General features: G+C 37.2%; 13 protein-coding genes. 11 read left to right on the top strand and 2 right to left on the bottom strand.

Features of this window, described 5'->3' with window-relative positions; genetic code table 11:
- Positions 1 to 20: 20 nt before the first annotated feature.
- The 5 genes from JOC48_RS04060 (at position 21) to JOC48_RS04040 (ending at position 6,223) form a co-directional block, all read left to right on the top strand.
- Complete coding sequence (locus JOC48_RS04060; protein WP_204497772.1) at positions 21 to 1,802, top strand: helix-turn-helix domain-containing protein; 1,782 nt, start codon at positions 21 to 23, stop codon at positions 1,800 to 1,802.
- Positions 1,803 to 1,924: 122 nt separating this feature from the next.
- Positions 1,925 to 3,232: a Zn-dependent hydrolase gene (locus JOC48_RS04055; RefSeq protein WP_204497771.1), complete on the top strand. Its 1,308-nt coding sequence runs from the start codon at positions 1,925 to 1,927 to the stop codon at positions 3,230 to 3,232.
- Positions 3,233 to 3,251: 19 nt separating this feature from the next.
- On the top strand, positions 3,252 to 4,295 hold the full coding sequence (locus JOC48_RS04050) for a TRAP transporter substrate-binding protein (protein ID WP_204497770.1): 1,044 nt from the start codon (positions 3,252 to 3,254) through the stop codon (positions 4,293 to 4,295).
- A 139-nt stretch (positions 4,296 to 4,434) separates the two neighbouring features.
- Positions 4,435 to 4,974: a TRAP transporter small permease gene (locus tag JOC48_RS04045; RefSeq protein ID WP_239584180.1), complete on the top strand. Its 540-nt coding sequence runs from the start codon at positions 4,435 to 4,437 to the stop codon at positions 4,972 to 4,974.
- Positions 4,952 to 6,223, top strand: a complete 1,272-nt coding sequence (locus JOC48_RS04040) for a TRAP transporter large permease (RefSeq protein WP_204497769.1) — start codon at positions 4,952 to 4,954, stop codon at positions 6,221 to 6,223. The genes JOC48_RS04045 and JOC48_RS04040 overlap by 23 nt, the downstream gene beginning before the upstream one ends.
- A gap of 111 nt (positions 6,224 to 6,334) precedes the next feature.
- On the opposite strand, the gene JOC48_RS04035 is transcribed toward JOC48_RS04040, so the two are convergent.
- Positions 6,335 to 7,531, bottom strand: a complete 1,197-nt coding sequence (locus tag JOC48_RS04035) for a Gfo/Idh/MocA family protein (RefSeq protein WP_204497768.1) — start codon at positions 7,529 to 7,531, stop codon at positions 6,335 to 6,337.
- 190 nt (positions 7,532 to 7,721) lie between these two features.
- Between JOC48_RS04035 and JOC48_RS04030 the strand changes: the two genes are divergently transcribed.
- The 4 genes from JOC48_RS04030 (at position 7,722) to JOC48_RS04015 (ending at position 11,881) form a co-directional block, all read left to right on the top strand.
- Positions 7,722 to 8,540, top strand: coding sequence for an AraC family transcriptional regulator (locus tag JOC48_RS04030; protein ID WP_204497767.1), 819 nt, complete (start codon positions 7,722 to 7,724; stop codon positions 8,538 to 8,540).
- Between the two features lie 174 nt (positions 8,541 to 8,714).
- On the top strand, positions 8,715 to 9,866 hold the full coding sequence (locus JOC48_RS04025) for a Gfo/Idh/MocA family protein (protein ID WP_204497766.1): 1,152 nt from the start codon (positions 8,715 to 8,717) through the stop codon (positions 9,864 to 9,866).
- A 12-nt stretch (positions 9,867 to 9,878) separates the two neighbouring features.
- Positions 9,879 to 11,060: a dihydrodipicolinate synthase family protein gene (locus JOC48_RS04020; RefSeq protein WP_204497765.1), complete on the top strand. Its 1,182-nt coding sequence runs from the start codon at positions 9,879 to 9,881 to the stop codon at positions 11,058 to 11,060.
- Entirely contained in the window at positions 11,060 to 11,881 is an 822-nt protein-coding gene (locus JOC48_RS04015; RefSeq protein WP_204497764.1) for a sugar phosphate isomerase/epimerase family protein, read from the top strand. The genes JOC48_RS04020 and JOC48_RS04015 overlap by 1 nt, the downstream gene beginning before the upstream one ends.
- 96 nt (positions 11,882 to 11,977) lie before the next feature.
- Here JOC48_RS04015 and JOC48_RS04010 read toward each other — a convergent pair whose 3' ends face one another.
- Positions 11,978 to 12,175: a methionine aminopeptidase gene (locus JOC48_RS04010; protein WP_204497763.1), complete on the bottom strand. Its 198-nt coding sequence runs from the start codon at positions 12,173 to 12,175 to the stop codon at positions 11,978 to 11,980.
- Between the two features lie 459 nt (positions 12,176 to 12,634).
- On the opposite strand from JOC48_RS04010, the gene JOC48_RS04005 reads away from it, so the two are divergent.
- Both JOC48_RS04005 and JOC48_RS04000 read left to right on the top strand, forming a co-directional pair.
- Positions 12,635 to 13,159 carry a DoxX family protein gene (locus JOC48_RS04005; protein ID WP_204497762.1) on the top strand — a complete coding sequence of 175 codons (525 nt, stop codon included), beginning with the start codon at positions 12,635 to 12,637 and terminating at the stop codon, positions 13,157 to 13,159.
- Positions 13,160 to 13,588: 429 nt separating this feature from the next.
- Positions 13,589 to 14,038 carry a hypothetical protein gene (locus tag JOC48_RS04000; protein ID WP_239584179.1) on the top strand — a complete coding sequence of 150 codons (450 nt, stop codon included), beginning with the start codon at positions 13,589 to 13,591 and terminating at the stop codon, positions 14,036 to 14,038.
- The last annotated feature ends 2 nt before the right edge of the window (positions 14,039 to 14,040 follow it).

Below are 14,040 nucleotides of genomic sequence, written 5' to 3'. Positions count from 1 at the left end.
CTAGTATTAGGTGATGTTAAATGGAAAATGAAAAGCGATTAATGAGTTTAATAAATGCAGTAAAGGTGTTAAATTCAACTCGAGATCTGGATGAAGTGCTGCACCAATTAATTAAAGAGGTTCTTAATGTTATAGAAGGTGCAAACGCAAGTGTTTTATTTTTATATGATAAACGAATAGATAAATTATATGCCAAGAGTGCTATTGGCTTTAATATGGATTATTTGAAACAGATTTTGATGGATCCTGGTGAGGGAATGAGTGGTAGAACGTTTTTATCTAAGAAAGGAAAAATTTTTTCATCAAAGTCAGATACTACGAGTGGAATGTCTAATATATCAGATGAAACGAAACGGTTATATACGAAAGCCATGGGGGCAATGGAGTATCCGATGAGTGCCATTAGTGTACCGCTTATATCTAAAGGGGAATGCATTGGGGTCTTAACCGTTGATATCTATAAAGAAAAAGTACAGTTTGATGAGACGGACTTACGTTTATTGGAGACATTTGGTGTGCAGGCGTCGATAGCAATCGAAAATGCAACTTTGTTTTCTCAAAATGAACGAACAAAACGTATTCATGAAGAGTTATCCAAGGTTTCCTTATCTAAAGGTGGTTTAAGCGATATTACGGAAGCGTTGGCAGGATTATTAAATAAGAGAGTTGTCGTATTCAATGAATTTATGGACCCTATGGCAGTGTCAGACCAAGATGCCAAAGCCCTTTCCAATGAAGTAGTTGAAAAGCATCCAATGACGTTAACGGAAGCAATTAAACAACACAGTATATCGCATTATCGTATGGCTTTGTTAAATGGTAATTATCAGGTCTATTTCTTTCCTATTCAAACAGACAAATTGAACCTAGGTGTGCTTACTATATTTGTAGATGACCAGTATGAGTTAGATCCATTAGATCGATTTGCGGTTGAACAGGCTAGTACAATTTTTGCGATGGAAATGAATCGTCGTGATCGATTAATTGCTGACGATTTTAGTTATTCCGGTTATGTGTTGGAACAGCTCATTCATTCCCCATATGAAGAACTTTCATCTAATTATTTAGCCAAAATTAATTTTCCTGAAAAAGAAAACCATCAATATGTCATTGCGCATCTATATATGAAAGATCCGCTCGTTTCATTTCAGGAAGTAAGTGAAAAGAAACAACAATTCTTTCGATTACTTTGTAGAGAGATATCTCGTCTTCCTTATAAGACATTAATCCATGATCATAATATGGAAATAACGATGATGTTTACGATGTCTTCCATGTTAAATGAAGAACAAGTGTTTAATCAGCTAACAGAGCTTTTTGAAAAAATAATTAAGTTATCAAATGAATATTACCAGTTATCTATATTAGTAGGGTTAGGCCAAGTAGTTGATAAGCTTAAACGTATTCGACTATCTTATCGGGATGCAAAGCGTTGTGTTCAATTTTTACAATCGACGAATCAAGAAGAAACCATTTTAACTTATCCGAAATTAGGGTCATATCGTCTTTTTTTAAAAACAGATCGAAGCGAATTGAAAGAGTATGTAGATTCTGTTATTGGAACGATAATAGCTCACGATCAAACGCATGATACGGAATTATTAAAGACATTAAAGGTTTATTTGGAATCAAATCAGAATATGACCGAAAGTGCCAAGGCATTATTTGTTCATACGAACACAATTAAATATCGGTTAAAATCAATTAAAGAAATTTTGAAAGTAGATAAAGTTAATGGGAGAAAGGCCTTTGAATTACAGTTAGGTTTGTATATTTTGGAATATCTAGGAATGAAAGATTAGCCCTTTTGTTGGTAACCGATAAAAACCAACTTGTAGATTTGTCTGCATTAGACATTTGATAACTGTTGGAATTGTCATATAATTTAAAATATTAATTTACTAAAAGTTGAAGGAGGGGTTCCATGACAACAAAGCAAAGGCTAAACCAGCTCCTTTTTGATAGATTAAGGAATGATTATGAAGTTTCTATTGATCACTCGGGGGTTAGTGGAAATCGACTAGCATCGAGGTTAGCTGAATTAGCTAATATCGGTTTAACAGAGGATGATGGGTGTAACCGCATTTCTTTTTCTAAAGAAGAGAGACAGGCAAAAGAGTTAGTAAAAACTTGGATGAAAGAAGCTGGCTTAACGGTAGTAGAAGACGGTGCAGGTAATGTATTTGGCAGATTGGAAGGAAAAGAAGAGCTGCCAGCTGTCTTGTCTGGTTCACATGTCGATAGTGTGCCGAATGGCGGCCACTTTGATGGTCCGTTAGGCGTGTTAGCTGCTTTAGAAGTAGCTGAAGCTTGGAAGGAGACCAATTTTCAGCCGAAGAAGCCTTTTGAAGTCGTTATTTTTACGGACGAAGAAGGTGCAAGGTTTAATGGAGGGCTCACTGGCAGCCGTGCTTTTACAGGAGAATTTGATCTGGAGCAGCAGGTGAAGCTAAATGATTTTGATGGCAGATCTTTTCAAGAGGTAGTTGAAGCAGATGGATTATCCGCGGAGGGCTTTTTAGAAGCAAAAAGAGATTTTTCAACGGTTGATTCGTTTGTAGAAGTGCATATCGAACAGGGAAAACGATTAGAAAAACAGGATCTTCCAGTCGGTGTGGTAACTGGTATTGCTGGTCCTTGCTGGTTAAACGTTACGTTTAAAGGGAAGGCAGGCCATGCTGGAAATACACCAATGAATGATCGTAATGATGCCTTGACTGCTGCAAGTGAATTTGTTTTACAAGTGCAGAAGCTTCCATCGACTGTTAGTTCTTCTGCAGTTGCTACCGTCGGAAAATTACAGGTTTCTCCAAATGGTGTTAACGTTATCCCTGGAGAGGTCCGACTAACCGTTGATATACGAGATATTCACGAAGATACAAGGAATCAATTAACAGAACTTGTTATTCAAGCTGCTGAGCGCATTTCTGATAATAATGATATCGAGTTATCAATTGAGGAGACTCTTAAGGTATCACCGGTACCAATAGATGAAACCATGCAAGCAAAAGCTGGACAAGCTGCGCAAGAAATATTAGGTAAAGAGGCTTTTTATTTACCTAGTGGTGCAGGACATGATGCAATGGTTGTTGGTAGATATGTTCCAACGGCTATGTTGTTTACAAGAAGTAAAGATGGTGTTAGTCATAATCCAGCTGAATGGTCATCTTTGTATGATTGTGTTCAAACTGTTCACGTATTAAAGAAATTCTTAGAGAAACTTGTAGAGTAAAATAAGAGGGGGAAATGAAATGAGAAACATTAAATGGATTACGTTTATTGCAATAGCTGCTATTTTGACAATTGTAGCAGGATGTAGTGGTAATGAAACATCTTCTAAAGAAAACGGAGAAGATGCTGCAGGTGAAACTTATGAATGGAAGCTAGGATGGAACTCCGGTTTAGATGGTACAGCACGTGGGGAAGCAGCAAAAGCCTTTGCTGAATACGTAGAGGACAATTCTGATGGTCGTATTAGCATCGAGTTTTTCCCGAATGAAACGTATGGAACAGCACAAGAGATGATTGAAGCAGTTCAAATTGGTGCATTAGACATGCAAATCGCTGGATCAAACATGATGGCAAATATTGTACCACAGTATGCTGCACTTTCTTTACCATTTTTAACGAAAGGCACAGATGAAGCTTATGCAGTACTAGATGGTGAAATTGGAGATCACTTAAAAGAGCTTGGTGAAGAAGAAGGATTTAAAGTGCTTGGTGATGTTGACTTAGGCTTTGCGCAAATTACAAATAATGTTCGACCGATTCATACACCAGAAGATTTAGCAGGGGTGAAAATGAGATCTCCAAATGATAAGAGTTTAATTGAAACATTTAAAGCTTTCGATAGCTCTGTTTCTACGATGGCTTATACTGAAATTTATAATGGACTGTCTCAAGGTGTTATTGATGGTCAATTCAATCCGCTACTTCATATCTTTGACCAAAACATGGACGAGGTACAGGATTACTTGGCAATTACAAATCACACGTATTATTATGCGTATTTCATTATGAATAACGATCTTTTTAACAACTTAGATGAAGAATTACAACAAGTTGTTTTAGAGGGTGGACAAAAAGCAACAGAAGCAGCACGTCAATTTGGTGCGGAGAACGAAGAGAAGTATTTGGAAATGGCACAGGATGCATTTAAAGAAATTACAGAGCCAGAACTTGCACCGTTCCAAGAAGCAGTACAGCCAGTGTATGAAACAATGGCTGATGTAATGGGGGAAGATATCATTAATGACATGCAATCCTTCCTTGAAGAATACCGTGCGAATAAGTAAAATAAGCTACCGTTTAAAAGGAAATTTTTTATAATTTTTTAGTAATGGTAGAAACTAAATCTGGTAAAGCATAATCGGAGGCCTATATCAGGCCTCCTTGCTTTTATCAGTAATCTATTCCTTATTGGAGGTGGGAATAATGACACAACAGGAAAAAGGCAAATACAGCAAAATAATAGATAGTTGGATTAAAGGTATCGACTTATTTTCAAGTTTTTTAATGGTATTATTAACGATTGTTGTTTTTGGTGAAGTACTTAGTCGTTATGTATTCAATTTTCCTTTAGTATTTTCAACCGAATTAACACAGTTGCTATTTCCTTGGATCATCTTTATAACTGCAATATCTGTAACGAAAAACGAAGATCATTTATCCATTAACTTTTTCAGAGAATTAATGCCGAAATTTGCGCAAAAGATAGCTTTCCTAATTGCAAAATTAGTCATGCTTTATTTCTCGTTTTTTATGTTTATTTCAAGTTATGAAATTGCTCAGGCAGTAAATTCTCAAATATTACCTGTTTTAAGGATTCCAAAATCATGGTTATATTACTCTGTAACTGTTTCATTTGTTGGAGTTATCATCGTTCTCCTCATACAAATTATGCTTATACTCATGAATAAATTAGAGCCACCAAGAGAGGAGGATATGTTAAATGATTACAGTAATGATCGTTAGTTTTTTTCTATTAATTATCCTAGGGGTTCCAATTGCCTTTTCAATGGGAGCATCAGCGTTGATGTATATCATGGTAGAAGGTATTCCGATTGAAATGGTAGCTCAACGATTCTTTTCTAATACACAGTCTTTTGCATTTTTAGCGATTCCTTTTTTTATCTTGGCAGGAAACTTAATGATTCATGGAAATATTGCAAAACGGATTATTAATGTCGCAGATTCAATGGTTCGTCAGTTACCAGGTGGATTGGGCTGTGTGTCTGTAGTTACCAGTATGGGGATGGCTGGTGTTTCGGGATCATCAGTTGCCGATGCTGCTTCTACAGGTAGTGTACTAATTCCAGAAATGAAAAGAAAAGGATATTCGTCCTCTTTTTCAGCAGCTATCAACGCATCCAGTTCCGTGGTTGGAATTATTATACCGCCATCAAGTACAATGATTATTATTGCTTGGCTAGCGGATCAATCTGTAGCAAAAATGTTCTTAGCTGGTGTTATTCCTGGAATTTTGGTCGGATTATTTTATTTAATTACAACAGTAATTATTGCGATTAGAAGAGACTACCCTAGTGAAGATAAGCCAACATTAGGTGAATTATTTACGAACTTACGAAAAGCTTCATGGGCATTATTACTACCGGTTATTTTAATTGGATCCATTGTGTTTGGAATTGCGACTGCCACAGAAGCGGCTGCAATTGCTGTTGTCTATGCATTTTTAGTTGGTATTTTCATTTACCGGAGTCTTAACTGGAAAAATATTCTTGTATCACTTCGAGAAACGGTGTATGGAACAAGTGTAGTTATGGTAACTGTTTGTACATCCATGATTTTTACTTGGGTTCTTATATCAGAAGGAATTCCAAGAATGATTGCTCAGGCATTGCTTTCATTCGGATTAGCAGATTGGTTATTGATGCTAGTACTAGTAGCGATTATGCTTGTTGCTGGTATGATTATGGAATTAGTACCTAACTTGTTTTTATTTATTCCGATTTTCTTTCCAATTGCAACTGATTTAGGGATGGATCCGATTCAATTCTCTATTGTTATGCTCGTTTCTTTAGCATTAGGACTATTCACTCCACCAGTTGGGTCTACCTTATTTATCTCTTGTTACATTGCAAAAATAGGAATAGAAAAAACAATTAAGGATGTACTCCCATACTTTGCAGTAGGTATTCTCGTTGCGTTATTAATTACCTATGTACCTAGCTTAACGTTATGGCTTCCTTCATTATTTGAATAAAGTAAAGGCTGTTATCTAAAAGAACAACAAAGAATAGGAAGAGAGTCTAAGGAAAGAGGCTGTCCCAAAAGCAAAAGGGCAGCCCCTTTCCTTATGTTTGATGAAAAGCAGTTAAGAAAAGACTAATTTATTTTCGATGGTCTTTCCTTTTTTGCTCCATTCCACACCAATATCACTAGGTAACGTCCAATTGTTATAGCAATTTGTAAGAATGTCCCCAAGGCCATCTATCCAATAAAGCTTTTGATCTTTTTCATAGTTTACTAGATGCTGTGGAAATGTAGGGACATCAGGTACGGATTGATGCATTGCCTGAACAAAGGCTACGTGAGAAGAGGCAGCTTCTGCGCCACATAAAATAGCATGATTTCCTTTCTGAATTGCTTCGATACAAACGCTTAATTTTGCTAATTTATCAAGCATGGGATCCTCGTAAAGCTTCTTTGTACCGTCGGCCAAATAGGCAATTACATTATCATTACCACTTCCAGGTGCATACGATATTGTTGCATGTTCAAATTCAAGCTCGAATCTTGGATGTACTTCTTCTTTTATCGCGTGAGATGCATAGTAATAAATATCAAGGTTTTGTGTCGTTTGGACATGTACTGCACATGTATCAAATGTTTCGATATCATTAGTTAAATAGAGCTCAGCTGTTACTTGTTTAATCGTAGAACTTTTTTCTATTGATGGTCCTGTTAGGTAAAAAAGATGATGAATAAAATGTGCCGTTGCATTATTTGCAACACTATCGAAGATCATTTCTCCACTTGGGCTATACTTTTTACCTGCCCAGCCTGATCGAGCAAAGTAATCGAGATTTCGTGGCCATAGTACTAAGCTTTTCAATCGTTTTGGTTTTCCAAATGTACCATTTAAGATATCCTTTTTCAATGCCTGGACTGATGGGGCAAAGGACCAGTTAAAGCCTATCGCAAGGAATTTTCCTGTGCGATCACGAGTTTCTATCATTTCCGTTATATCATCTGGATTTGCGGTCATTGGTTTCTCGCAAAGGACATGGCTGCCGTTATTCATGGCACAACAGGCTTGCTGTTTATGAAGATGAATAGGCGTAGATATGATAGCAAGATCTGCTTTATTATCGTCATAAAATGCTTCTAGGTTTTCATAAATTGGAATCTTTCTGTCTATGATTTCGTTGTAATAATCGGATCTTTTAGGGTTAATATCTACAACACCTGATAAGTATGCGTTTTCATAGTTGTCGCCAAATAATTCTTTTAAATAGGAATGACCATATCCGCTTATACCTATTAGTACGATAGACACATTTTTATTCAACAATGATTCCTCCCTTTATTATGTAATGTTTATTATTTTTCACTCTGAAGTATAAGTACTTTACTTGTGGTAATATATGCAATATATCATACATTATTTTAAAATTGAGTCAAGCGATGCTCCGTAGGCAGTTTTTATTTTACTATTTAAAAAGTACCATGTCATCATCACATTTGGGGGTTCGGAGGTTATGCGTAGTAGAGAAATAGATTTATCATCGGTGGGAATACGTCTGTATGAAAGTAAACATACGGATGGAGATGCGATTCATGAACATGATCATGAAGTTCATCAAATCTTGTATGCACTTGAAGGAGAAGGGAAGCTGATATTAAATGGATCTAGCCATTCCTTCACGCAGGATACAGTAGCCGTCATCACTCCATTCACCTCTCATGCAATTATTTCCGATTCCAAGTTAACGGTTTTGGTGCTTGCATTTGATCAATCTATTCTGGAATCATCGGTAAAAAATGATTTGTTAGAACACTTTTTTGCAAAGACGGAATTTATTGAGCTTAATCCCTTTGATGGGAGTAATGTTAGGCAGCTTTTAAGAAAAATGTTATATGAGCAGTCACATGGTGATTCAATCAATTACGTGGCATTGAAAATTTATTTATCTGAGCTACTGTTAAAGCTTGCACGATCGAACGAACAGCCAGAATCCTTTGATGCAAATGTATTGCGTGCAGAAAGACTACGCAAATACATGGACACCCATTATTTTGAAATGATTAGCGCGGAGGACTTAGCATCTAAACTAGGAGTCAGCACGCGGCATTTAAATAACATTTTTAAAGAAAGATATCAGATTACTCCAATTCAGTATTTAACGGAAATACGGATTGGGTTGGCTAAAAAAATGTTAGTCGAAACAGACAAGGATATCGCGACGATTTGCTTCGAGGTTGGTTTTGAATCCTTATCTACCTTTTATCGGACCTTTAAAAATTCTACGGATACATCACCGAACAAATATCGTACCGCATACAAGCATGAAGTATGACCAGACAGTAATTTAAAAAGTGAAGTGGTCAAACATTCCATACGTCGCAGCCCGGTTTCTCTCCGCTTTTCTAAATTCATTTCCGATTTTAAGAAATCCGTTCTTAGATTAATAAGACGGATTTTTTTATTGTCGTTAAGATAGAATTAACAAATAGCGAAAGGGGAAACACAAATGGCACAGCAAAAAATCGGGATTATAATGAATGGTGTTACTGGTCGAATGGGGACAAACCAACACTTAATTCGTTCGATCGTTGCAATTAGAAAGCAAGGAGGAGTCGAGCTGGCAAATGGAGACATGCTTATGCCAGATCCGATATTAGTTGGACGTAATGAGAATAAGTTAAAAGCGTTAGCAGACGCACACGGTATCGAGCGTTGGTCTACAAACTTAGATGAGGCACTGGCTGATTCCTATAACCAAATTTATTTTGATTCACAAACGACAGTAAGACGTGCAGATGGGATTCGAAAAGCAGTCGAGGCTGGTAAGCATATTTATTGTGAAAAGCCTACAGCAACTAGTTTAGAAGAGTCAATCGAGTTAGCAAAGCTTGTAAGGGAAGCAGGATTAAAAAATGGTGTCGTACAAGACAAACTATTTTTACCAGGGCTATTAAAGCTAAAAAGATTAGTGGATTCGGGCTTCTTCGGAAAAATGTTATCTGTTCGTATGGAGTTTGGCTATTGGGTATTTGAAGGTGACTGGCAAGAAGGTCAACGTCCATCGTGGAACTATCGTGAAGAAGATGGCGGTGGTATCATCGTTGATATGTTTGCCCACTGGCGTTACGTGATTGATAACTTATTTGGTGAAGTAAAAACTGTTTCATGCTTAGGAGCAACTCATATTCCAGAACGTGTGGATGAGAATGGAAATAAGTATAAAGCGACTGCAGATGATGCAGCTTATGCCACGTTTGAATTAGATAACGGTGTTGTTGTTCAGGCAAACTCATCTTGGGCTGTTCGAGTAAACCGCGACGACCTGTTAACGATTCAAGTTGATGGAACAGAGGGAAGTGCCGTTGCAGGTTTACGTAATTGTAAATCACAGCATCGTGTTAATACACCAAAGCCTGTCTGGAATCCAGATATTGAAAACCCGCATGACTTTTTATCTCAGTGGGAAGAGGTTCCAGGTAATCAAGAATTCGACAATGGTTTCAAAATACAGTGGGAATTGTTCCTAAAGCATGTTGTAGAAGATACGGAATTCCCATGGGATTTATTAGAAGGAGCAAAAGGTACACAGTTATCTGAATTAGGATTGAAGTCTTGGGGAGAAAGACGCTGGTTAGATGTACCGGAACTAAAGGTATAAGGAGGAGATTACATGAGTCATACACTAACATTACCAGGGAAGGATCGCAGCCTTTATCCTTATCAACCACAAGGAAATGACCTTTCTTTTGATTTACCACAAGGAAAGGCGTTCGAAAGTCGAATTGCATTTTCTGCTGCCCATGTTGTTGCTGATCCGCTAGCAGATACGGATCCGTTATCAAACGCACAAATCGATTGGGATGCAACGATGAAATACCGACATCATTTATGGTCGCTAGGTCTTTCCGTAGCGGAAGCAATGGACACAGCTCAACGAGGGATGGGATTGAATTGGGAGCATGCGAAAGAATTAATTAGTCGTTCGGTGAAAGAAGCGCGTTCCGTAAATGGGAAAATTGCTAGTGGTACCGGTACCGACCATCTTGCTCCTGGCCCTGATGTAACGATTGAAGACGTCGAGGCCGCTTATGAAGAGCAATGTTCTTTTGTAGAAGGAGAAGGAAGTCAAATTATTTTAATGGCAAGTCGTGCTTTAGCAGCTTGTGCAAAAGGTCCTGAGGATTACGAACGGGTTTATCGAAAGATTTTAACGAATGTATCGCAGCCAGTTATTTTACATTGGCTTGGAGACATGTTTGATCCAGCCCTAAAAGGATATTGGGGATATGAGAATCTTGATGATGCAATGGACGTTTGTTTACGAATTATTCGTGAAAATGAAGATAAAGTGGATGGAATTAAGATTTCGTTATTAGATGATCAAAAAGAAATCAAGATGCGCCGTTTGTTGCCGGATAGTGTAAAAATGTACACTGGGGACGATTTTAATTATCCATCGTTAATTAAGGGAGACGACCAAGGATACAGCCATGCGTTATTAGGAATTTTTGATGTGATTGCCCCTGCTGCAGCTGCAGCAATGCATGCGTTAGATAAAGGGGACCTGAAAACTTATGATGCGTTATTGGTAAAAACAGTTCCGCTATCAAGACATATTTTTCAAAAGCCAACCTTCTCTTATAAAACGGGTGTAGTTTTTATGGCTTATTTAAATGGACATCAAGAGCATTTTCGAATGATTGGTGGATCAGAAAGTGCAAGGTCTATTACGCATTTATCTGATTTATTCGTTATGGCTGATGAAGCGGGTTTATTGATGAATCCAGACCTTGCAGTTGAGCGTATGAAGCTTGTGCTCGAGCAGGCTGGTATACGACAGGAGGGAAGGTAATGGGAGATCATCCATTATTGGATAGATTAAGTTTAAACCAGATAACTACGGAAAAATGGAATTTACGTGAAGCTGTAGAGGGCTGTGTACGTGCAGAGGTTCCATGGATTTCCATATGGAGACATAAGATTGAAGAAATTGGTTTGGCTCAGAGTAAGAAAATCATTCAAGATTCCGGCTTGAAGGTTTCCAGTCTGTGCCGTGGCGGGATGTTTCCAGCTCCGACAGCTAAAGAACGAGAAGAACGATTAGATGATAACCGTCGAGCAATTGAGGAAGCGGCTGAGCTTGGCACAAATACACTAGTACTTGTTTGCGGCTCCGCACCGGACCGTGATATTGACACAGCTAGAAAATGGGTAGTAGAAGGTATTGAAAAATTGATACCATTTGCTGAATCTCACGGAGTAAAACTAGGAATCGAGCCATTACATCCGATGTATGCTGGTGACCGTTCTGTTGTTAACACATTAGGTCAAGCTAATACAATGGCTGAAGCAGTAGGTAAATCACAGGTAGGTGTAGTGGTGGACGTGTTTCATGTTTGGTGGGATCCAGATTTATATAAGGAAATAGAACGAGCAAATGGAAATATATTAGGTTTCCATGTGTCTGATTGGATTGTCCCAGTCCCAGATATTTTTAAAGGTCGAGGGATGATGGGCGATGGTTTAATTGAAATACGGAGAATACGAAATGCTGTAGAAAAAGCTGGTTATCATGGCCCGATTGAAGTGGAGATTATTAATCAAGCGATATGGGATCGTCCAGGGGATGATGTGTTACAAGAAATGAAGGAACGTTATCTGGAGCATGTGTAAAACGTAATTAAAATAGTACACTGTCCGTCTAAGGCTAGTGTGCTATTTTGTGAAATGCGAAAATAAGTAATCGATGGGGATAGCCCCATCGATTACTTACTTCTCCCAATCATCATATAGTCCGCTTCCATTACATCCAGCACATTGGAATGAACTATCAAAAAAGTGTTCATATGGCATGATTTCGATACCTCTACCACCACAGTCAGGACATACCCCATCAGCTTTCGCTTTAGAAACTTTTTTTTGATAGCGGCTATTGGACCAATTGGATAACGCATTGAAAAGCCCCATAGAAATCACCTCACACATAATGTTTTTTGTTAATATGTGACATTATCTTAAAATTATTCAGATACTAGTTGTTAATTATTCTATGTTGAAGTGCTTGGATACGAGATTCTGATGTGTTATTTTGTCAATATAAAATCTAATTGTTCATATTTTTGTCATACAGCTTTTACGACAATGTGAATGACTGAGCAAACTTATTTATAAACATAAAAAACATGTTATTATAAAAATGTAATAAAAAAACAAGAATTCTTGTAAGATAATATGTGAAAAGGTGAACAATGTGAACAGCAAGAAAATATCACAAAAATCAAAAATTAAAGAAAGGGGCAGACAAAATGTTTGTTGAATGACAAACGGGTACAACGAATCAATAATAAAACAGTAGAGGTTTAATTTTACAGATTTATGTGAAGTTTTGAACAAACAATAATAAGTAAAAATAAGGAGCGAATGAAAATGTTTGTACAATTATTAAGAAAAAACAATGTTGTTGCTGGAGTATTAGCAGTCATTCGGATTTATATAGGTTATGCGTGGTTAACAGCAGGATGGGGGAAAGTAACTGGCGGATTTGATGCCACAGGATTTATCCAAGGATCTATCGGGAAAGCAACCGGAGATCACCCAGCCGTACAAGGATGGTGGGCAGCATTTTTAGAAAACGTCGCATTACCTGGTGCCACCGTATTTAGTTTCTTAGTTGCATGGGGAGAGTTACTTGTAGGCATAGCACTAATCTTAGGGTTATTTACAAACTTCGCCGCGTTAATGGGGATAGTCATGAACTTCGCTTTCATATTTAGTGGAACAATCAGCACCAATGGACAAATGATCTTGTTAACAATCTTCCTATTAGTAGCTGGTTACAATGCAGGAAGATATGGTTTAGACAGATACGTGATTCCGTTCATACGTAATTATAGGAAAGTGCATAAACCAGGTCGAACAAGAAGATTTGATGAAACCGCAGAAGCAAATTAAAAATAAAAATTTAAAGGATGTACAGGTGAAATTTATTCACTGTACGTCCTTTTCTTAGTGAATAAAAAAAGGAGCACCCGTTTCCGGATGCTCAATAGGGGGACAATCTATTTTGAAAAATACTGCACATGTACTTCTTACATAACCAATTGGCATATTGATTATGTAAAGAAACAGTATATGTACACAAACCATATGATTTGTAACCGTTTTCAGTATATAACACATATAAAGCGTTTTCATCAGACTAAAGTCCTAATTTTTGAATTTTTTTAAAAAATTATTCCATTACCCACTGGTTCGTGCTAGTTAACAAAGTAGTTCTTTAACGTGGCGAAATAATAAATGGACATGTATTTGAATAATTTTATTAATAAAGGTTGTTCAAAAGTCACCACAATCAAGTTAGTGGCTAAAGGGGACGGTTATGTGTATAAAAGACAGGTGTTTGCATGCTTTATTTTCGTTTTAGTTATTGGATTAACTTCGTGTATTTTTGTTCAATTGTCTCCAAAGCATCAGGCAAAAGAAACGATTGATCTTTTTTATAGCTTTGAACAAGAAGGTAGGTTCAACGACTCGTGGGAGCTTTTTCACAGTCAGATGAAGGATAGGTTTGGTAAAGGACACTATATACAAGATAGAGCACATGTATTTATGAACCATTTTGGAGTTTCTACATTTACGTATGAGTTGAGTGGGGCTGATAAGGTTAATAATTGGAAGATGGAAGAGGAATCGAAGGTAATGGATACTGCATATAAAGTAATTGTAACGCAAACATTTAAAGGTAAATATGGTAATTTTTCAATTGTTCAAGATGTATATGCTACAAAGGAAGATGGAGACTGGAAAATATTGTGGAACTATAAGAAATAAAA

Origin of the sequence: Aquibacillus albus (assembly GCF_016908325.1) — a bacterium.
Taxonomy (GTDB): Bacteria; Bacillota; Bacilli; order Bacillales; family Amphibacillaceae; genus Aquibacillus_A; species Aquibacillus_A albus.
This window is presented reverse-complemented; position numbering and strand designations above follow the sequence as displayed.